Source organism: Streptomyces flaveolus, assembly GCF_000716535.1.
GTDB classification, from domain to species: domain Bacteria; phylum Actinomycetota; class Actinomycetes; order Streptomycetales; family Streptomycetaceae; genus Streptomyces; species Streptomyces flaveolus_A.
Window position 1 is genome coordinate 228791 of sequence record NZ_JNWV01000001.1, and the last position, 19948, is coordinate 248738.

Consider the following 19948-nt stretch of genomic DNA (forward strand, 5'->3'; position numbering starts at 1 on the left):
CCGGCGCGCACCGGGGTCGTGCGACGGGCCCGGGTGACGGGGTCGCACGGCGCCCGGCGCGCGCTGCGGAACGAAGGGCTCAGGCGGCGGTCCGGCGGCGGCCCGCGAGGACGCCGTAGGCCACGCCCGCGACGCCGACGACGATGCCGACCACGCCGAGCACGCGCGCGGTGGTGTCACTGCCGTCGCCGGAATCCTCGGCGGCGGCCGTCTTCTCGGTCTTCTCGGCGGTGTTCTCGGCGCTCGACGTGCCGTGGTGGTCGTCGGTGGCGGCGGACAGCTCCAGGACCGGGGCCGGGTTCTCCGGCTCGTCCTGGCCCTCCTGGGGCACCTCGATCCAGCGCACGACCTCCTTGTTGGAGTACGTCTGGATCGCCTTGAACACCAGCTGGTCGGTGTTCTCGGGCAGCGCGCCCAGGGAGAGCGGGAACTTCTGGAAGTAGCCGGGCTCGATGCCCTTGCCGTCGGCGGTCCAGGTGACCTTGGTGACGGCCTCGTCGATCTTCTCGCCGTGCAGGGTCATCGGCTCGGCCAGCTTGGACTTGGTGACGTCGATCTTCCAGCCCGGGATCGCCTCCGTCATCACCGAGGCGATCGGGTGGTCGGCCGGGAAGTTCACCTCGACCTTGGTGGTCGAGGCGTTGTCACGCTCGTTCGGGACCTTGAAGTCCACGACCGCGTAACCGCCCTTGGCCGCGGGGCCCTCCGGCTGCACGGAGACGTGAGCGAAGGCGGGGGCGGACAGGGCGAGGACGGCCGTACCAGCGACGGCAGCGGCGGCGGCGAGACGAGAAGCCTTCATGGAAGGAAGCACTCCACTCTGAGTGAGAACCGGTGATGAAGAGGGATACGCGCGCGCGACGGTGTTGTGGCGGTACGGCGGAGAAAATCGGCCGTACGGCTCGGAAGAACGCGCACGCGCGCGTGCCGCGCTACGGCGGCGCACCGGGTCCGTGTCGGGGGAGCGGTGGCCGCGTCAGGCGGCGAGGAGGAAGGCGGCGGCGGGCGGGCCGCGCCGGATCACCGTGTGCTGGAGTACGGCGGTGTGCGGGGCCGGTGCCTGGTCCCGGTCGGGGCGCGGGCCGCGCGGGCCGGGTTCGGTGGCGGGGAGCAGCCCGGCGCACAGGGCGCGCGTCAGCGCGAGAGCCGCGCGCAGGGACCGTACGAGCGCCCCCTCCGCGACTCCATGCGCCGATAGCTCGATCAGCCGCAGCACGGCGAGATCGCCGCGGCGCAGCAGCCAGCCGGCGGCGACGGCCGCGAGCACATGGCCGAGCAGCATCGGCAGCGAGGGCAGCAGGCCGGCCGAGGCGCCGGTGGCGTCGTGCGCGTGCTCGAAGGTGCCCAGGGCGGATGTCGGCCGGCCGGTGCGGTCGATGAGACGCGCGTCGAGCAGCAGCCGGAAGGCGTGCCCTGGAGTGAGGGACGCGGCGGTCGAGCCGCACACGAGCCGCGTGGCCTGCTCGACCAGCGCGTTGTCGCTCAGCACGGCGCCCGTCGACCCGCCGGCCGCCATCGAGCCCATCGAGCCCATCGGCATTCCGGCGGAGGCCGTCGTCATCCCGTGCTGGCCCAGCCCGAACAGCGTGTGCAGCACGGTCTGGCCGAGGGCGAGGAGCACGGCGATGCCCGGCAGCGAGCGGACCCGCCCGGCGAGCGGTGCCGCGAGCAGCAGAACGCCGAGGAAGCCCGCGCCGAGCGTCCACAGCGGCACGCGCGCGCAGGAGGCCAGGGAGTGCCCGCCCGCGGCCAGCGCGACGCAGACCGCGGCGAACACCGCGGCCCGCAGAATCCGCAGCCCGGCTCCGGAGTGCGCCGTGCGTGGGTGGGGGGCAGTCATGGCGGGGTCATCATCGCACTGCCCTTACCGCGCGCATACGGCAGGGCGCCTGAGGCGTCCCTCATACACCGATTCCTCCCCCGGCGCATCGGCTGTATGGGCGGACTCACGTCGACGGAGTGCTTACGGCCGCCTACGGGCGGCAATACGTAACGGTATGTCGAGCCGCGGCCAGGAGGCTGGAGCATGAGCATCTGGTGGTCACTCCATCTGCGGCGCGAGGCCGCCAGCGTGCCGCTGGCCCGGCGGCTGCTGATCGGCACGATGGAGACGGCGGGGGTCGACCCGGAGATCTCCTACGACCTGTCCGTCGCCCTGAGCGAGGCCTGCGCGAACGCCGTCGAGCACGGCGGGGACACCGCCCGCGGCGCCTCGGAGGCGTACCGGGTGACCGCCTATCTCGACGGCGAGAAGTGCCGTATCGAAGTGACCGATGCCGGTCCCGGCTTCGCCCGCCCGCAGGACCCCCGGCCGGCCCGCCCCGACGCCGAACACGGCCGCGGCCTGTGTCTGATCCGCGAACTGGCCGACCACGTCCACATCGGCCCGAAGCCGGGCCGGGGAGGGACGGTGGTCAGCTTCGACAAGATCCTCAAATGGCGTAAGGACCCGTCCCTCCTCACGGCCTAGCCGCCGCCCTGCCGGTGCCGCCGAGCTGTCCGAGGACCTTCGCGAGGGCCTCCAGGGCTTCCGGGTACACCCGCTCCCTGGGGGTGCCGTAGCCGACGACCAGGCCCTGGGGCCGGCCGGGACCCGGGGTGTGCCAGTGGTCGCCGAGTCCGCCCAGCGCCAGGCCCTCCGCCTCCGCGCGGGCCAGGACCGCGGCCTCGTCCGGCACCTCGATCAGCGCGTGCAGCCCGGCCGCGATCCCGCGCACGCTCCGCCGCGCCCCCAGCCGGTCCAGCAGCTGGTCCCGGCGCCGCCGGTAGCGCAGCCGGCACGCGCGCACATGGCGGTCGTAGGCGTGGCTGTCGATCAGCTCGGCGAGCGCGAGCTGGCCGATGGTCTCGGTGTGGTGGTCGCTGTGCAGTTTGGCGTCGGCGACCGCGTCGACCAGGTGCGGCGGCAGCACCATCCAGCCGAGCCGCAGCGCCGGGCCCAGCGTCTTGGAGGCGGTGCCCAGGTACACCACCTGGCCCGGCGCCATCCCCTGCACCGCGCCCACGGGCTGGCGGTCGTAGCGGAACTCGCCGTCGTAGTCGTCCTCCACGATCAGTCCGCCCCGCGCGCGTGCCCAGTCGGTGAGCGCCCGGCGCCGCTCGGGGTGCAGGGTCGCCCCGGTCGGGTACTGGTGGGCCGGCGTGACCACCACGGCCGCCGCTCCGCCCAGTTCCTCGGGGCGCACCCCGCGCGCGTCGACCGGCACCGGCAGGACCGTTCCGCCGTTGTGCCGCACCACCTCCCGGTGGAAGGGCAGCCCCGGGTCCTCCATGGCGACGGCGGCGCCGTCCAGCACCCGCGTGAGCAGCGCCAGGCCCTGCACGTAGCCCGAGGTGATGACGATCCGCTCCGGCGGCGCCAGCACCCCGCGCGCCCGCCCCAGATAGCCGGAGAGCGCGGTGCGCAGCTCGATCCGGCCGCGCGGGTCGCCGTAGTCGTACGCCAGCGAGGGCGCCGTCGCTATGGCGCGGCGCAGCGCGCGCAGCCAGGCCGCCGCCGGGAACGCGCCGACGTCCGGGCTGCCGGGACGCAGATCGAGACGCGGCGCACGCGCGCGCGTGTCCGTCCCCGGCTCCTCCGCCTGGACGGACGGCAGTTCGGCGACCCGGGTGCCCGAGCCCTGCCGTGCCGTCAGATATCCCTCGGCGACGAGCTGGTCGTAGGCGGCCTTCGCGGTGCCGCGCGAGATCCCGAGGTCGGCCGCGAGCCGCCGGGTGGCGGGCAGCCGGGTACCGGGCGCGAGCCGCCCGTCGCGTACGGCGTCCCTGAGGGCCCGTTCGAGCCCGACCCGCCGCCCGTCGGCCGAGTCGGGTTCGAGGTGCAGGTCGACACCGACGCCCGACCAGAAGTCGTCCACGTTTCCACCCCCGTCACTGCACGCGCCCCGAGCGGGCGCGGGGAACAGCGCGACCGGCCACGGTTCCACCCGCAGACGAAACGGCCGGGCACCTCCCCGGTGCCCGGCCATTCAAACGCAGATCAGCCCTTCAGAGAGGCCATCCACGATTCGACCTCGTCGGAGCGACGCGGCAGACCCCCGGAGAGGTTCCGGTTGCCGTCCTCCGTCACGAGGATGTCGTCCTCGATCCGGACGCCGATGCCCCGGTACTCCTCCGGCACGGTCAGGTCGTCGGCCTGGAAGTACAGCCCCGGCTCGACGGTGAGCACCATGCCCGGCTCCAGCGTGCCGTCCACGTACGTCTCGGTCCGCGCGGCGGCGCAGTCGTGCACGTCCATGCCGAGCATGTGCCCGGTGCCGTGCAGGGTCCAGCGGCGCTGCAGGCCCAGCTCCAGGACCCGCTCGACCGGGCCCTCGACCAGGCCCCACTCGACGAGCCTCTCGGCCAGCACGCGCTGCGCGGCGTCGTGGAAGTCGCGGTACTTGGCACCCGGCTTCACGGCCGCGATACCGGCCTCCTGGGCCTCGTACACGGCGTCGTAGATCTTCTTCTGGATCTCGCTGTACGTGCCGTTGACGGGCAGCGTGCGCGTGACGTCGGCGGTGTACAGCGTGTGGGTCTCCACGCCGGCGTCGAGCAGCAGCAGGTCGCCGGAGCGGACCGGGCCGTCGTTGCGGACCCAGTGCAGGGTGCAGGCGTGCGGGCCGGCCGCGCAGATGGAGCCGTAGCCGACGTCGTTGCCCTCCACGCGCGCGCGGAGGAAGAACGTGCCCTCGATGTAGCGCTCGCTCGTCGCCTCGGCCTTGTCGAGGACCTTGACGACGTCCTCGAAGCCGCGGACCGTCGAGTCGACGGCCTTCTGCAGCTCGCCGATCTCGAACTCGTCCTTGACGAGACGGGCCTCGGAGAGGAAGACGCGCAGCTCCTCGTCGCGCTCGGCGGTGACCTTGTCGGTGAGGGCCGCCTCGATGCCGGCGTCGTAGCCGCGCACCACGCGGACCGGGCCGGTGGCCTCGCGGAGCTTGTCGGCCAGCTCGCGCACGTCGGCGGCCGGGATGCCGTACAGCGCCTCGGACTCGGCGAGGGAGTGCCGGCGGCCGACCCACAGCTCGCCCTGGCCGGAGAGCCAGAACTCGCCGTTCTCGCGGTCGGAGCGCGGCAGCAGGTAGATGGTGGCCTCGTGGCCGTCGCCCCTGGGCTCCAGCACCAGGACGCCGTCCTCGGTCTGGTTGCCGGTGAGGTACGCGTACTCGACGGAGGCGCGGAAGGGGTACTCGGTGTCGTTCGAGCGGGTCTTCAGGTTGCCCGCCGGGATCACCAGGCGCTCGCCCGGGAAGCGGGCGGAGAGCGCGGCACGGCGGCGCGCGGTCTCGGCGGCCTGCGGGATCGGCTTCAGGTCACGCAGCTCCGTGTCGGCCCAGCCGGACTTCATGTTCTCGGCAAGCTCGTCGGAGACGCCCGGGTACAGGCCGTTCTTCCGCTGCTTGACGGTCTCCTCGGCCTCGGTCTCCGGGCCCTCCGCGGTAGCGGAGTCGGGGACAGCCGGGTTGAGCTCGTCGGACACGTGATCCTCCTCGATACGCCATTGATCTCCCCCGGGGGCCCGCGGCGCTCCTGCTTGTGGCCGAGCGGGGACCACCATCATCGTACGGTCGTACCAGGAGCGGGCGGGGGCGGATGACCTGTTATGCCCGGTCATGCCAGCCGCCCGGGCGCGGGGATCAGTCGAAGCGGGCCGCCAGCAGGACCACGTCCTCCTCGCTGTCGGCCGCGTCCAGGCCGTCCGGCAGGACCGCGCGCAGGACGTGGTCGGCGACGGCTCCCGGATCCTGCCGCATCGCGCGCGGGACCCCCGCGGCGGCGGCGTGCAGCCGGGCGAAGGCCCGGTCCATCGGGTCACCGGTACGGTGCAGCAGCCCGTCGGTGTAGAGCAGGACCGTCTCCCCGGCCTCCGCCTGGATCTCCACGCTGGGCGCCTCCCAGCAGGCGAGCATGCCGAGCGGCGCGGAGACGGAGGTCTCGGCGAACTCGGTGCGCCGCTCGCCGATCAGCAGCGGGGGGCTGTGCCCGGCACCGGCCAGGGTGACCTTGCGCACGGCGGGCTCGCAGTAGGCGAACAGCGCGGTGGCCGAACGGGCGGGCTCGGTCAGCCGCAGCAGCAGCTCCAGGTCGGACAGGACGGCGACCGGATCCTCGCCCTCCATCACGGCGTACGCGCGCAGGGAGGCGCGCAGCCGGCCCATGGCGGCCACGGCGCTCGGCCCGGAGCCGGTGACCGAGCCGACCGAGAGGCCGAGGGCGGCCTCCGGCAGCGGCAGGGCGTCGTACCAGTCGCCGCCCCCGCGCGGGCCGGTGCGGTGCCGGGCGGCGAGCTGGACGCCGGCCACCCGGGGCAGCCGGGCGGGCAGCAGTTCGTCGGTGATGGTCGCCACGCACGCGCGCGTGCGCTCCACCTCCAGCAGCCGGGCGAGGTGCTCGGTGGCGTGCCGGATGTACAGGCCGGCGAGGTGGCGCCGGCGTTCGTGCGGCTCGGCCGGTTCGTCGTAGAGCCAGACGGCGGCGCCGAGGCGGCCGGCGGACTCGGTGGCGAGCGGGAGGGCGTAGCTGGCGGCGTATCCGAGGCGGGCCGCCACCTCCCGGTGGCGCGGGTCCAGGCCGTCCTCGGCGAACAGGTCGGGATGGACGATCTCGGCGGTGCCGCCGGTGTCGTACGGCAGGGCGCCGCGCGGCACGGTCTCGATGTGGCCGAGGTCCGCGCGGCCCAGACCGAGGCCGAGGGTGGTGCGGGGGCCGTCGCCGTCGGCGGGCTCCAGGACGACCAGGCCACGGCGGGCGCCGACCAGGGCGGCGCCGGCGCGCAGGAGTTCGTGCAGGGCGGGGTCGAGGGCGCTGGTGCGGGAGAGGCGCTCGGTGAGTTCGTGGAGGGTCGTGAGATCGGAGACCCATCCGGCCAGCCGGTCCTGGAGCAGGGTGCCGGGGGCGGGGCTGTGCGGCGCGGGGACCGCGGGGACGGGGGAGGCGGGTGCGGCAGTGTGTGCTGATGTGGGAACCGTGGGATCGATTCCAGCCACTTTCGGAGGGTGCGGGGCGTTCATGGCGTCCGGCCTTCAGACCGGTGCGTATTGCTGAAAAGCATCGCAAACCCCCATGTCATTCTGCGCCGCTAGCAGTGTCTCCACATGTACACGCACTCGTAAGGGGATGTCCAGCATTGTCCTGCGGGGATTCCTGGTGTCCATGAGGTTGGTGAGGGTTTTTCCCGAACCCCTTGCCTTACCGCCAAGTTGGCTCAAAACTGCCTTAGGTATCGGTTCATTGCGGTCGACTGGCCTTGCTCCACAGAGCGTCACAGCGGTCGTGATGGGTACGTACTCGGAGAAGGCCAGGGGTGGTTGGGGGCCACCCGGAACCTGGCGACGGACCCGGGCGTCATAGCCACCGACGGCCGAGCCCCATCCTCCCGTGGCGGAGGCGGAGAGAAATACGCGCGACGGCAAAACGCCAGACTTCGCCACCCCCGCGCCGCAGCCGTGCTTTTGATAGACGCACTATGGACGCGGACGCGGCCAACGCTCGACCCCCTGGGGTTCCCCCCGCCGTGCGCGGGGGTGTGATGCGCCAACAGGTACGCACAGTGAAGTGATCGACACATGGTGTGATGTGGCCCACGGTGTTGCCAGCGGTGCAACGGAAAGGAACGAGCGCTCATGCGCGAGATCCTCGGAAGGCGACGCAGGCTTCTGTCCAGGCGGAACGGCGGGAGGCCTGAACTGATCGGCGCGGCCCTGAGCTTCGCGACGGAATGGCAGTGGCCGGTACTCCCCGGTGTGGCGCCGGACCCGCAGGGGCGGGCCCAGTGCGCCTGCCCCGACCCGGAGTGCACGGTGCCCGGCGCGCACCCCTTCGACCCCGGCCTGCTCGCCGCCACCACCGACGCGCGCATGGTGCGCTGGTGGTGGACCAACCGGCCGGCCGCCCCGATCATCCTGGCCACCGGAGGCAAGGCGCCCTGCGCGGTCAGCCTGCCGGCGCTCGCCGCCTCCCGCGCCCTCGCCCTGCTCGACCGGCGCGGCATGCGGCTCGGACCGGTGATCGCCGCGCCCACCCGCTGGGCGCTGCTCGTCAAGCCGTACTCCATGGAGCAGCTCGGCGAACTGCTCTACGCCAAGGACTTCGTCCCCGGCTCCCTGCGCTTCCACGGCGAGGGCGGCTATCTCGCGCTGCCCCCGTCCGAGACCGGCCAGGGCGCCGTCCGCTGGGAGCGGGCGCCGCTGCCCGGCTCGGCCGCGCCCTGGGTGCCCGATGTGGAGGCCGTGGTGGACGCCGTGGTCGACGCCCTCACTCGTACGGGTGTGAGCGCGCCCGAGTTGTAGGGGTGTCGGGCGCGAGCGGGGCCGGCGAGCCCCGCTCGCTCGTTATCGTCCGCATATGCAGCGTCAACACGGCGGCCACCGCGCCCCACGGCCGCACCGCGGTCGGCGCAACCACCGACGGCCCGACCCCCGGCAGCTCCGTCTGCTCGCCCTCGCGGGCTTCGTGGCGGCCATGGTCGCGCTGCCGCTGGCCGTGGCCTCCGCGCGGCAGGCTGGCGACGCCGCCCGCGCCGCCGCACCGGCCGCCCCCCGCCACGACGCCAAGGCCCGCCAGGACACCGGCCACGGCTCCCCCCGGCTGCCCGGCCCGGGGCTCGCCACCTCCTCCCGCTGCGGCCCCGAACTCACCTCGCCCGACGGCATCGAGGCGCAGACCTGTGTGCTGACGCAGGGCGAGGACACCTGGGCGCGTACCTACTACCGCAACGCCACCGGCCGGTCGCTGGACTCGGTGCTGAGCCTGATGGGACCGGGCGACCGGACCGTGCAGATGCGCTGTGCGACCGGGGCCGACGACGAGCCCGCCACCTGTGAGACTCCGCGCGAGCGCAGCCGGGGCGGGCCGGACTCCTACACGGCCGTCACCGAGTTCGCCGAGCGCGACCCGGACGGGGCGCTGCTGCTCCGCTCCGGCAGCAACTCCTGAGCCGTCGGGCGGAGTTGACGACCGGCTGCGCGGCGGCCGCCGTACGCGGGCATGGAAAGGCCCGGTTGCTGGCGACGGGGGATGCACCAGCAACCGGGCTACTGGAACGGTAACAAGAGATCGGCGGTTCGCAAATTCCGGGTTGGCTATTCGGACATCGATTGCCCTGTCGGAACCGGGAGTTGTGACAGGAGTCACCTGCCGCACGGTCCGGTGCCACGGCTGACCGACCGGTCAGCCGTGACACCGGCGCGCGGGCGTCAGCTCAGCGTGACCTGCCGGTTGGTCAGGCCGCCGCGCGCCCGGCGCTCGTCCGGAGTCAGCGGCTCCTGGACGGCGAGGGCGGCGGCGAGGCGCTCGGCGAACTCGGCGGCCGGCTTCTCCACGTCCTCGGCGGTGACCCCGGTCGGCAGGTCCCAGACCGGCACGATGAGACCGTGGGCACGGAAGGAGCCCACGAGCCGGGTGCCCTCGCCGAGGCTGGACCGGCCCGCCGCGTGCAACCGCGCGAGGGCGTCCAGAAGCTGCTCCTCCGGGTGGGGCATGACCCAGCGCAGGTGGTTCTTCTCCGGGGTCTCGCACCAGTAGGCGGCGTCCACGCCGGACAGCTTCACGGTCGGGATGGCGGCGGCGTTGGCCCGCTCCAGGGAGGCCGCCACCTCCGGGGTGGCGTTCTCCGCGTCCGGCACCCAGAACTCGAAGCCGCTGTGCACAACCGGCTCGAACGCGCCCTCGGGGTCGAGCAGATCCTGCAGTCGCGGACCCTCGGCGGGGGCCCGGCGGCCCTGCACCGGGGTGCCGGGCGCGGCTTCCAGCGCGCGCAGCAGCGTGTCGGCGAGGTCGCGGCTGATGTCGCCGGACGCCGTGTCGTTCTGCAGGCCGAGCAGGACCGAGCCGTCGTCGCGGCGCAGCGCCGGCCAGGCCATCGGCAGCACGGTGGCGAGGGTGACCGAAGGGACGCCCTCGGGCAGGCCGCCCCGAAGCGGCAGTTCGGCCGTCGCGGCCGGGACCAGCTCGCGCAGGGCGACCCAGTCGCACTCGCCGGGCAGTCCCTCGAACGGGCGCTGCACCAGCTCGGTCGCGGCGTGCGCGGCGGCCCGGCCGTGGCAGGCCTTGTAGCGCCGGCCGCTGCCGCAGGGGCAGGGTTCGCGGGCGCCGACAACCGGGATCTCCCCGTCGATCAGCTGCGGCTTGGCCTTCGTCTGGGGTCGCTTTTTGGCCATGGTGGGCGTCTCCCGGTTACGGCTCTTCTCGTACGTCGGGAGCCTAGCCGTTCGGACCATGCCCGACGGGAACCTGTGGACAACGCACGCGCGCTCGACGCCGGCGGGTGAATCCGGGGGAGCTGGATGCCCGGGGGCGACGCCTGCCGGCCGTCCCGGTTCAGTCCAGGTCGTCGAACGCGTCGGCGAAGTCCAGGCCGGACAGGCCGGGCAGCGGCGCGGAGCGGGTGACGCGCGTAGCGAAACCGTCGCGGCGGCACCCGGCATCGGGATCGTGGACGTCCTCGTGGACCAGTGCCCAGACCGTCACCTCGCCCTGGACGTCGTCCCGGACGCCCCAGTCGTCGGCGAGGGCCGTGATGATGTTCAGCCCGCGACCGCCGTGCGCGGTCACCGAGGGTGTGGCCGGCGCCGGGCGGGTCGGGCCGCCGCCGTCCGTGACCTCCACGACGAGCCGCCCGCTCGCGTCGACCCGCCATGCGGCGCGGACGTCCCCGTCCCCAGCCGGCGCGTCCCCCAGGGGCCGCCCGTGCTTGCAGGCGTTGCTCAACAGTTCGGAAAGGATCAGTACGGCGTCGTCGATGACCGATTCGGATACGCCACCGCTGCGTAGCTGCGCCCGCATCCGGTGCCGCGCCTTCCCCACGCCCGCAGGGCCATGGGGTACGGCCATGCTCGACGACGTGGGCACCTCCTGTGCCACCACCAACGCCACCCCCGAGACCTCCTTCGCCCCACGCCACGGAGTGGATGCCCTCTTGGTCTGTGCCGGAAACCGGCCAATCCTCTTCCGGTGACGCATTCGACACGGGCGGACACGCAGCGAACGCGCCGGAGCACACCCCGTGACGGGACCGCACGGGACGAGGGGCCGTCGGCGTGGCGGACCGGCCGGCTCAGCGGCCCAGTTGCCGCAGCACCGCGCGCGGGCGGTTGGTGATGAGGGCGTCGACGCCCAGCCCGGCACAGAGGTCGACGTCCTCGGGCTCGTTCACGGTCCACACGTGGACCTGGTGACCGGCCCGTTTCCACCGCTCGACGTAGGCGGGGTGACCGCGCACGAGGCGGATCGAGGGGCCGGCGATGCTCACGCCCGCGGGCAGCCGCCCGTCGCGCAGCCGGGGCGAGACGAACTGCATCAGATACACCGTCGGCAGCGTCGGCGCCGCGGCCCGCACGCGGTGCAGCGAACGGGCCGAGAAGCTCATGACCCGGACCGGCGACTCGGCGGCGGAGGCCGGCGCGTCCAGCCCGAACCGTTTCAGCAGGCTCAACAGCCGCTCCTCGACCTGACCCGCCCAGCGCGTGGGGTGCTTGGTCTCGATTGCCAGCTCCACCCGCCGCCCGGCGTCCGCGACCAGCTCCAGCAGCCGCTCCAGAGTGAGCACGGAGGTCTCCTCGCGGTCCTCCGGCCGGTGCTCCCAGTCGGGCTCCTCGTCCCGCCCGCGCCAGGCCTCGCGCGTCTTCCAGGAGCCGAAGTCGAGGGCGGCCAGATCGGCCAGTTCCAGCGCGGAGACCGCGCCGCGGCCGTTGGAGGTACGGTTCACCCGCCGGTCGTGGACGCAGACCAGATGGCCGTCCGCGGTCAGCCGTACGTCGCACTCCAGGGCGTCCGCGCCGTCCTCGATCGCCTTCCGGTAGGCGGCGAGGGTGTGTTCGGGTGCGTCGTCGGAGGCGCCGCGGTGGGCGACGACCTGGAGGGAGTGCTGTCGTGCGTGGGTCACCGCGTCATGGTGCCACCGTCGCCGGGTACACGTGGCGGCGCGGGCGCGTCCGTGCGACGAACGGGGGCATCCAGCGCGCACCTTATAAAACTTTTGCTCGGAAGATCCTATATAAACCTATATAAAGACGGCTGCCGGACCCACAGCCACCGCTTATGGTGCTCTGACGGCCCGTGGGAAAAGCTGACTGCAGACCAGTGCGACCGATGACACCAGGCGTGGATCGAGGAGAAGACCTGTGAGCACCGAGAACGAGGGCAACGCGGTACCCCCGGCGCCGTCCGCACCTCCCGTGCCGATGGCCTCTCCGACCGCTCCCCCGCAGGGCCCCGCGCCCGAGGGGAGCGAGCCGACGGCTCCGCTCCCGCCCGTGCCCCACGAGGCCCCGGCGGCCTCCGCCGCGGCGGGCCACGGCCCCGCGCACCAGCCCGGCCCGGCCCCCGACGGCTCCTGGCCGCCTCCGCCGCCGGCCACCCCGGCCTACGCGGACGGCGCCTCCGGCGGTGCGGGCACCGGCTGGGGAAGCACCTACCAGCAGCCCGCCTCCAAGCCGCGCGGCGGACGCGGCGGTCTGGTGGCGGCGGTCCTGGTGGCCGCTCTGGTGGCGGGCGGCCTGGGCGGCGGGCTCGGCTACACCCTGGCCAAGGACCGGGACGACAGCGGCTCCACCACGGTCTCCGCGTCCGACAGCGGCGCCACGCAGGTCAAGCGCGCGCCGGGCACGATCGCCAACGTGGCCGCCAGGGCGCTGCCCAGCACGGTGACCATCGAGGCGGAGAGCACCAACGGCGAGGGCGGCACGGGCACCGGGTTCGTCTTCGACACCCAGGGCCACATCGTCACCAACAACCACGTGGTGGCGGACGCCGTGGACGGCGGCAAGCTGACGGCCACCTTCCCGGACGGCAAGAAGTACAACGCCGAGATCGTCGGCCACGCGCGGGGCTACGACGTCGCGGTCATCAAGCTCAAGAACGCCCCCTCCGACCTCAAGCCGCTCGCCCTCGGCGACTCCGACAAGGTGGCCGTCGGCGACGAGACCATCGCCATCGGCGCCCCCTTCGGCCTGTCCAACACGGTCACCACGGGCATCATCAGCGCCAAGAACCGCCCGGTGGCCTCCAGCGACGGCGGCTCCAACAGCAAGGCGTCGTACATGAGCGCCCTGCAGACCGACGCGTCCATCAACCCCGGCAACTCCGGCGGCCCGCTGCTGGACGCCTCCGGCGCGGTCATCGGCATCAACTCCGCGATCCAGTCCACCGGCAGCGGAGGCTTCGGCACCGGCCAGTCCGGCTCGATCGGCCTGGGTTTCGCCATCCCGATCAACCAGGCCAAGTACGTCGCCCAGCAGCTGATCAAGACCGGCAAGCCGGTGTACGCGCGCATCGGCGCCTCCGTCTCCCTGCAGGACTCGGGCGACGGCGCGCTGATCACCGACCAGGGCACGGACGGCTCCGCCGCGATCGAGTCGGGCGGTCCGGCGGACAAGGCCGGCCTCAAGCCCGGTGACGTCATCACCAAGCTGGACGACCACGTGATCGACAGCGGGCCGACCCTGATCGGCGAGATCTGGACCCACAAGCCGGGCGACAAGGTGACGGTCACCTACAAGCGGGGCGGCCAGGAGCACACGGTGGAACTGACGCTGGGGTCCCGGGTGGGCGACAGCTGACCCGTGGGCCACAACCGACCCGTGGGGGCCATGCCCCCACACCCCGTCCCGCGCCCGGTACGCTGTACCCGCTCCGCCCCAGGTGGGACGGGGACGAGGTGGGTTGCCCGAGCGGCCTAAGGGAACGGTCTTGAAAACCGTCGTGGCGCGAGTCACCGTGGGTTCAAATCCCACACCCACCGCGCAGTGAACGGCCCCTGACCGGGTGAAACGGTCAGGGGCCGATCCCGTCGGCGATTCCGTCGGGCGTCGGCCTGGAACCGAAGACGCCGGCCTGTGGTCCGAAGCAGGAGGCCGGCCTCGCCACCGCATCGCGACCCGTCCGGCCACCGCCGCGACCGTGCTCGTACGTTCCGCCTCAGGAGGAGCCCCGATCATGCACGCCCACCTGACCACGGACGACTGGTGGCTCATCGCGGTCGGCGTCACCGTCGTCTACCTGGCCGCGATGTACTGGTGCATGCCGACGCCGAAGGCGAAGCGGCGCATGGTCATCGCCCCACTGGCGGGCTGGGTGTTCCTGCTGCCCAACGCCGTGGTGAAAGGCTATTCCGTCTCGCACACCCTGTACTTCTACAGCTGTGCCCTGCTGATGTTCGTCGTCATGCTGGTGCCGGTGGCGAAACGGGTCGCGTCCGAGATCGCGGAACAGGAGAAGAAACCCTGGGCCAAGGTGCCCCTCGACACCTTCTCCTTGTACTGGATGGCTTGGTCGGCCACGGGGTGCATCGCGGGAGTCGTCTACCTCTGGCCGTTGCTCGCCTAGCCGGTGGGGTGAAGGTCTTCCCGGCCCCGCCCCTCGCCCTGTCCTGCCGGCGCCGCTCCTCTCACGGCCGGTGCCCGGTCAGCCTGGCCGCCGACGCGATCGTGGCGCGGGCCTCGCGTTCGGTCAGCCCGGTGTCGCGGGCGGCGGCCACGAGGGGGTCCGTCAGGGCGGGTCCGATGCCGTTCTCGTAGGCGCGGCAGGCCGCCCAGAAGAGGCGGGTGTTGCGCTGCCCCTCGTGCGCGGCGAGCACGAACTGGACCAGCCCCTGCCCGTGGCCGCCCACCGCCGGACGGGTGGGGTGGGGCGTCCGGGGCGGGGGGAGCAGGAGCCGCAGGAGGGACGGCGGGCAGGGGGCCGGGGCGAGGTCGGCGGTGCCGGGCGCGGCGGTGTAGACGCCGTGGTCGGTACGGGAGCCGGGGCCGACGAGGTAGCCGCCGGCGCCCCGGATGTCGATGCCGGGGGCGAGCCGGCCGGCCGAGTTCGGTACGACGGTGTCGGACGGGCCGGTCAGCCACAGGTGACGGCCGCCGCTCGGGGTGAGGACGACGACCGTCTCCGGGATCGTGAACAGATGGCGCAGGGCCAGTTCCCGCAGGGCCGCCGAGGAGTCCGTCCCGGACTTGGTGTCCAGGTCGACGCCGATCAGGTGGTACGGGGGCAGCCCGCAGGCGATGCCGTAGCCGGTGGCCCAGGGCGCGGCGGTGAAGAGCTCGCGGATGCGGACGGGGTCGGTGGTGGCGTCGTACACGCCGTGGCCGAGGCGGCCGCACTCGCCGTGGCAGGGCCGCCCCGCCGGGCTCGGGTCGTCGTGGTGCGGGGAGCGCAGGGCCGGGAGCTTCGTCCGGGACAGGGGGATCACGGCCAGTCCGCGTTCGGCGACTGACAGGGCGTGTGCGAGGGCCAGCGTCGTGGCCTGCCGGTCGATGGTGGCCATGCGTCCATGTTCGTACACACGTTCGAAGATGGGAAGGGCGGGCAGGCGTGGCGTGCCGGTACGGGGGAGATTGGCCGGAAGGGTGCCTAAACGATTCCTCCCTTGTGTCGCTTGAGGCCGGGATGCCCGGGTCGGCGTTGTCATCGGAGCCGATGTGACCAAAGGTGGCGATAGGGGTTTATCGACTTGTCATCACGCTTGCGTGCGAATCGCGGCTTCCGGGATGGTTCGCCGGGGATTCGGTGGGCAACTCTGGAGGCGCGACGTCGTCCACGACAGTCAAGGCGGTCGGCCAACCGCCCTGACGCCAGCCGTAGTTCACGTACTTCCGGCCCTAGGGCCGCAGAGTGCTTGGTTCTGGAGGAACACATGGCAAGCATCCGTACCGCCCGCGTTCTCGCCGCCGTCTCCGCTCTCCCGCTCGCAGCCGCACTCTTCGCCGGCGTAGCGACGGCGGACAACGGCGCTCTCGCGGACGACGGATCGAACTCGGGCGTGGCGGCCGTCCTCGGCAGCGGGGTCGGCGACGACAACAACGGCAACTCGTCCACCACGAACCAGAACGCGGTCGGCTCCGGTGCCTCGAACCAGAGCAACACCGCCCAGGTCAACGGCTCCGCGTTCACGGCCATCCGGCAGGGCAACGAGAACATCGACGTCAACTTCACCCAGCTCTGGTGAGCCGGGGGCGAGTGTCCTCATGAGGAGGGCGCTCGCGGGGTGTGCTTCGGGGTCGTCACACGTCGGCGCGGCGGTGCTTCGGTGCCGCCGCGTCGGCGTGTTCCCGGTCCGGTCCGACCGCTGCCGACCTTGACACCTCCCGACATCTGACGGACAGTCAGAAAGCGTCCGACGGGATCAGGGGGTGCCGGTGAGCGACGAGCAGGTGCACGACGAACTGGGCGCGCGGCTCAAGGCGTTCGAGGGCCTGCCCGCCGCCGTCGCGGGTGTCGGCAAGGACCCGGTGAACGCGCCGATGATCCGGCACTGGTGCGATCATGAGCCTGCGCACCCGCGACACCCTCGGCGGACGCGCGGCGATCGCCGGCATCGGCGCCACCGAGTTCTCCAAGGACTCCGGCCGCAGTGAACTCCGGCTCGCGGTGGAGGCCGTACGGGCCGCGCTCGACGACGCCGGGCTCGGCCCGGCCGACGTGGACGGGATGGTCACCTTCACGATGGACACCAGCCCGGAGATCACCGTCGCCCAGGCCTGCGGGATGGGCGAGCTGTCCTTCTTCTCCCGGGTGCACTACGGCGGCGGGGCGGCCTGTGCCACCGTCCAGCAGGCGGCCCTCGCGGTGGCCGCGGGCGTGGCCGAGGTGGTGGTCTGCTACCGGGCCTTCAACGAGCGGTCGGGCCGCCGGTTCGGCGCGGGGGTGCAGCACCGGGAGCCGTCGGCGGAGGGGGCGGCGCTCGGCTGGACGCTGCCGTTCGGGCTGCTCACCCCGGCCTCCTGGGTGGCGATGGCGGCAAGGCGGTACCTGCACGCGTACGGGCTGACACCGGAGGCGTCCGGGCACGTGGCCGTGGTGGACCGCGCGTACGCGGCGACCAATCCGGCCGCCTGGTTCCACGGCCGCCCGATCACGCTCGCCGACCATGCCGCCTCCCGCTGGATCGCCGAGCCGCTGCGGTTGCTGGACTGCTGCCAGGAGACCGACGGCGGACAGGCGGTCGTCGTCACCTCCGTGGAGCGGGCCCGGGACCTGCCGCGGCCGCCCGCCGTGATCGCGGCGGCGGCCCAGGGCGCGGGCCGGGCGCAGGAGCAGATGACCAGCTTCTACCGGGGCGACCTGACCGGCCTGCCCGAGATGAGCGCGGTGGCCCGCCAGCTCTGGCGCACCTCCGGACTCGGCCCGGACGACATCGACGTGGGCATCCTGTACGACCACTTCACCCCGTTCGTGCTTATGCAGCTCGAGGAGTTCGGGTTCTGCGGGAGGGGTGAAGCGGCGGACCACGTGGCGGAGCGGAGACTGCCGCTGAACACGCACGGGGGCCAGCTCGGGGAGGCGTACCTGCACGGCATGAACGGCATCGCGGAGGCGGTCCGCCAACTGCGGGGCACGGCCGTGAACCAGGTCCCGGGGGCGGCCCGCACCCTGGTGACGGCCGGTACCGGGGTGCCGACATCGGGGCTGGTCCTGACGGCGGACGGCTGACCTCCTCAGGGTCGTACCCGCAGACGGGGCACACCCGCACTCCACCTTCAGGAGGTGGAGGCAGCCCCACCCCTACAACCTGAGGGGGACGTGCCTCCGGGACCTGCGGCCGATCCGCCGCCGTGGGCCGCACTCCTAGCGTGGAGTCATGACCACACCCGTCTGCACCAGCGCCTCGGCCGCCGCCGCACCCGGGCGGCAGACTCCCGCCTACCCGTCGTTCGCGTCGTACGTGCGGGCCCGTCAGCCGGTCCTGCTGCGCACCGCGCGCTCGCTGACCGCCAACCCGAGCGATGCCGAGGACCTGCTGCAGACCGCGCTCGCCAAGACCTACGTGGCCTGGGAGCGGATCGAGGACCAGCGCGCGCTCGACGGCTATGTGCGCCGGGCGCTGCTGAACACCCGGACCTCGCAGTGGCGCAAGCGCAGGGTGGACGAGTTCTCCTGCGAGGAACTGCCCGAGCCGGAGCCCGCCCCCGGCGGCGACGACCCGGCCGAGCGGCAGGCGCTGCGCGACGCGATGTGGCGGGCGGTCCTCCGGCTGCCGGCCCGGCAGCGGGCGATGGTGGTCCTGCGGTACTACGAGGACCTCAGCGAGGCCCAGACCGCCGAGGTGCTCGGCGTGTCGGTGGGCACGGTGAAGTCGGCGGTGTCGCGCGCGCTGGGCAAGCTGCGCGAGGACCCCGAACTGGTGCTGGCCCGCTAGCCGCAGTCCGGTCACCGGCCCGCCGGCCGGGATCTCCTCGCCACCGGCCGGGATTTTCCTGCCTCAGTGACACGCCCCCTAGTGACATACCGCGCGGTATGTGCGCAGAATCAGCGCACCCCCCTACTACCGCGTAGGCAATGTCGCCCGGGAGGAACGCCGTGCTGGCCACCATGCAGGACGTACCGCTGCTGATCTCCAGGATCCTGACCCACGGGTCGACGGTCCACGGCTCGTCGCGGGTGACCACCTGGACCGGAGAACCCGAGCCCCACCGGCGCACCTTCGCCGAGGTCGGGGCCCGCGCCGCCCAACTGGCGCACGCCCTGCGGGACGAACTGGGCGTGACCGGCGACGACCGGGTCGCCACGCTCATGTGGAACAACGCCGAGCACGTCGAGGCCTACTTCGCGATCCCGTCCATGGGCGCGGTGCTGCACACGCTCAACCTGCGCCTGCCCGCCGAGCAGTTGGTGTGGATCGTCAACCACGCGGCCGACAAGGTCGTCCTCGTCAACGGCTCGCTCATCCCGCTGCTCGCGCCGCTGCTGCCCAAGCTGCCCACCGTCGAGCACATCGTCGTGTCCGGGCCCGGCGACCGCACCCCGCTCCAGGGCGCCACCGCCCAGGTGCACGAGTACGAGGAACTGATCGCCGGCCGGCCGGCCGGCTACGACTGGCCCGAGCTGGACGAACGCCGGGCCGCCGCCATGTGCTACACCTCCGGCACCACCGGCGACCCCAAGGGCGTGGTCTACAGCCACCGTTCCATCTACCTGCACTCCATGCAGGTCAACATGGCCCAGTCGATGGGCCTCACCGACCAGGACACCTCGCTCGTCGTCGTCCCGCAGTTCCACGTCAACGCCTGGGGCCTGCCGCACGCCACCTTCATGACCGGCGTCAACATGCTGATGCCGGACCGCTTCCTCCAGCCCGCCCCGCTCGCCGAGATGATCGAACGCGAACGGCCCACCCACGCGGCGGCCGTCCCGACCATCTGGCAGGGCCTCCTCGGCGAGCTGCACGCCACACCCCGCGACGTCTCCGCCCTCACCCAGGTCACCATCGGCGGCTCGGCCTGCCCGCCCTCCCTGATGGAGGCCTTCGACGCACTGGGCATGCGGGTCTGCCACGCCTGGGGCATGACGGAGACCTCCCCGCTCGGCACGGTCGCCCGCCCGCCGGCCCACGCGGCGGGCACCGACGAGGAGTTCGCCTACCGCCTCACCCAGGGCCGCTTCCCGGCCGGCGTCGAGGCCCGCCTCACCGGCCCCGGCGGCGAACGCCTGCCCTGGGACGGCGCGTCGGCGGGTGAGCTGGAGGTGCGCGGCCCCTGGATCGCGGGCGCGTACTACAACGGCCCCGACGCCGAACCCCTGCGCCCCGCCGACAAGTTCAGCGAGGACGGCTGGCTGAAGACGGGGGACGTCGGCACCATCTCCCCCGACGGCTTCCTCACCCTCACCGACCGCGCCAAGGACGTCATCAAGTCCGGCGGTGAATGGATCTCCTCCGTCGAGCTGGAGAACGCGCTGATGTCCCACCCGGACGTCGCCGAGGCCGCGGTGGTCGCCGTACCGGACGAGAAGTGGGGCGAACGCCCGCTGGCCACGGTCGTCCTGCGGCCGGGCGCGACCGCCGACTTCGAGACCCTGCGCACCTTCCTCCTGGAGGAGGGCCGCATCGCCAAGTGGCAGCTCCCCGAGCGCTGGACGGTCGTCGAGTCGGTACCGAAGACGAGCGTGGGCAAGTTCGACAAGAAGGTGCTGCGCAGGCGGTACGCGGACGGGCGGCTGGACGTCACCCGGCTCTGACGGCCCCCGCGGGCCGCCT

The 19948-nt window shown here is 73.0% G+C and carries 19 protein-coding genes and 1 tRNA gene; 10 read left to right on the top strand and 10 right to left on the bottom strand.

Translation table 11 applies throughout. The features are described from left to right. Positions 1–79: 79 nt before the first annotated feature. Entirely contained in the window at positions 80–802 is a 723-nt protein-coding gene (locus tag OO52_RS01035; protein WP_030640012.1) for a YcnI family copper-binding membrane protein, read from the bottom strand. Positions 803–976: 174 nt separating this feature from the next. After that, positions 977–1840 (bottom strand): hypothetical protein, encoded by an 864-nt coding sequence (locus OO52_RS01040; protein ID WP_030640010.1) that lies wholly within the window; start codon positions 1838–1840, stop codon positions 977–979. A gap of 186 nt (positions 1841–2026) precedes the next feature. On the opposite strand from OO52_RS01040, the gene OO52_RS01045 reads away from it, so the two are divergent. Continuing rightward, complete coding sequence (locus OO52_RS01045) at positions 2027–2470, top strand: ATP-binding protein (protein WP_030640008.1); 444 nt, start codon at positions 2027–2029, stop codon at positions 2468–2470. On the opposite strand, the gene OO52_RS01050 is transcribed toward OO52_RS01045, so the two are convergent. From OO52_RS01050 to OO52_RS01060, 3 genes are all read right to left on the bottom strand, one after another. Further along, complete coding sequence (locus tag OO52_RS01050; protein ID WP_030640006.1) at positions 2460–3857, bottom strand: PLP-dependent aminotransferase family protein; 1398 nt, start codon at positions 3855–3857, stop codon at positions 2460–2462. The two genes, OO52_RS01045 and OO52_RS01050, sit on opposite strands and share 11 nt — an antisense overlap. A gap of 122 nt (positions 3858–3979) precedes the next feature. Continuing rightward, a complete protein-coding gene (locus OO52_RS01055; RefSeq protein WP_030640004.1) occupies positions 3980–5464 on the bottom strand; it encodes an aminopeptidase P family protein in 1485 nt (494 codons plus the stop codon). A gap of 157 nt (positions 5465–5621) precedes the next feature. After that, positions 5622–6995 (bottom strand): PP2C family protein-serine/threonine phosphatase, encoded by a 1374-nt coding sequence (locus OO52_RS01060; protein ID WP_030640000.1) that lies wholly within the window; start codon positions 6993–6995, stop codon positions 5622–5624. 612 nt (positions 6996–7607) lie between these two features. Between OO52_RS01060 and OO52_RS01065 the strand changes: the two genes are divergently transcribed. Further along, a complete protein-coding gene (locus OO52_RS01065) occupies positions 7608–8273 on the top strand; it encodes a bifunctional DNA primase/polymerase (protein ID WP_030639999.1) in 666 nt (221 codons plus the stop codon). A gap of 172 nt (positions 8274–8445) precedes the next feature. Then, complete coding sequence (locus OO52_RS01070) at positions 8446–8919, top strand: hypothetical protein (protein WP_030639996.1); 474 nt, start codon at positions 8446–8448, stop codon at positions 8917–8919. 260 nt (positions 8920–9179) lie between these two features. Here the strand turns inward: OO52_RS01070 and OO52_RS01075 are convergent, their stop codons facing one another. From OO52_RS01075 to OO52_RS01085, 3 genes are all read right to left on the bottom strand, one after another. Beyond that, a complete protein-coding gene (locus OO52_RS01075; protein WP_030639993.1) occupies positions 9180–10142 on the bottom strand; it encodes a DUF5926 family protein in 963 nt (320 codons plus the stop codon). 160 nt (positions 10143–10302) lie between these two features. Further along, the gene (locus OO52_RS01080) at positions 10303–10944 is read right to left on the bottom strand and encodes an ATP-binding protein (RefSeq protein ID WP_063738763.1); all 642 of its coding nucleotides are present in this window, start codon (positions 10942–10944) and stop codon (positions 10303–10305) included. Positions 10945–11038: 94 nt separating this feature from the next. Further along, positions 11039–11866, bottom strand: coding sequence for a glycerophosphodiester phosphodiesterase (locus OO52_RS01085; RefSeq protein ID WP_030639989.1), 828 nt, complete (start codon positions 11864–11866; stop codon positions 11039–11041). A 238-nt stretch (positions 11867–12104) separates the two neighbouring features. Here OO52_RS01085 and OO52_RS01090 point away from each other — a divergent pair, with 238 nt between their 5' ends. From OO52_RS01090 to OO52_RS01100, 3 genes are all read left to right on the top strand, one after another. After that, the gene (locus OO52_RS01090; RefSeq protein WP_030639987.1) at positions 12105–13541 is read left to right on the top strand and encodes a S1C family serine protease; all 1437 of its coding nucleotides are present in this window, start codon (positions 12105–12107) and stop codon (positions 13539–13541) included. A gap of 97 nt (positions 13542–13638) precedes the next feature. Beyond that, a tRNA-Ser gene (locus OO52_RS01095) sits at positions 13639–13723 on the top strand. Positions 13724–13917: 194 nt separating this feature from the next. Beyond that, positions 13918–14307, top strand: coding sequence for a hypothetical protein (locus OO52_RS01100; RefSeq protein ID WP_234317004.1), 390 nt, complete (start codon positions 13918–13920; stop codon positions 14305–14307). A 61-nt stretch (positions 14308–14368) separates the two neighbouring features. Here the strand turns inward: OO52_RS01100 and OO52_RS01105 are convergent, their stop codons facing one another. Then, positions 14369–15241, bottom strand: coding sequence for a bifunctional DNA primase/polymerase (locus tag OO52_RS01105; protein WP_030639983.1), 873 nt, complete (start codon positions 15239–15241; stop codon positions 14369–14371). 369 nt (positions 15242–15610) lie between these two features. Between OO52_RS01105 and OO52_RS01110 the strand changes: the two genes are divergently transcribed. Beyond that, positions 15611–15922: a hypothetical protein gene (locus OO52_RS01110; protein ID WP_030639981.1), complete on the top strand. Its 312-nt coding sequence runs from the start codon at positions 15611–15613 to the stop codon at positions 15920–15922. 157 nt (positions 15923–16079) lie between these two features. On the opposite strand, the gene OO52_RS50660 is transcribed toward OO52_RS01110, so the two are convergent. Continuing rightward, positions 16080–16241 carry a hypothetical protein gene (locus OO52_RS50660; protein ID WP_158712465.1) on the bottom strand — a complete coding sequence of 54 codons (162 nt, stop codon included), beginning with the start codon at positions 16239–16241 and terminating at the stop codon, positions 16080–16082. Between OO52_RS50660 and OO52_RS01115 the strand changes: the two genes are divergently transcribed. The 3 genes from OO52_RS01115 to OO52_RS01125 all read left to right on the top strand — a co-directional run bounded on the left by OO52_RS01115 (position 16240) and on the right by OO52_RS01125 (position 19929). After that, a complete protein-coding gene (locus OO52_RS01115) occupies positions 16240–17406 on the top strand; it encodes a lipid-transfer protein (protein WP_030639979.1) in 1167 nt (388 codons plus the stop codon). The two genes, OO52_RS50660 and OO52_RS01115, sit on opposite strands and share 2 nt — an antisense overlap. 148 nt (positions 17407–17554) lie before the next feature. Next, the gene (locus OO52_RS01120) at positions 17555–18112 is read left to right on the top strand and encodes a SigE family RNA polymerase sigma factor (protein WP_030639977.1); all 558 of its coding nucleotides are present in this window, start codon (positions 17555–17557) and stop codon (positions 18110–18112) included. A 161-nt stretch (positions 18113–18273) separates the two neighbouring features. Then, positions 18274–19929 (top strand): long-chain fatty acid--CoA ligase, encoded by a 1656-nt coding sequence (locus OO52_RS01125; RefSeq protein ID WP_030639976.1) that lies wholly within the window; start codon positions 18274–18276, stop codon positions 19927–19929. The last annotated feature ends 19 nt before the right edge of the window (positions 19930–19948 follow it).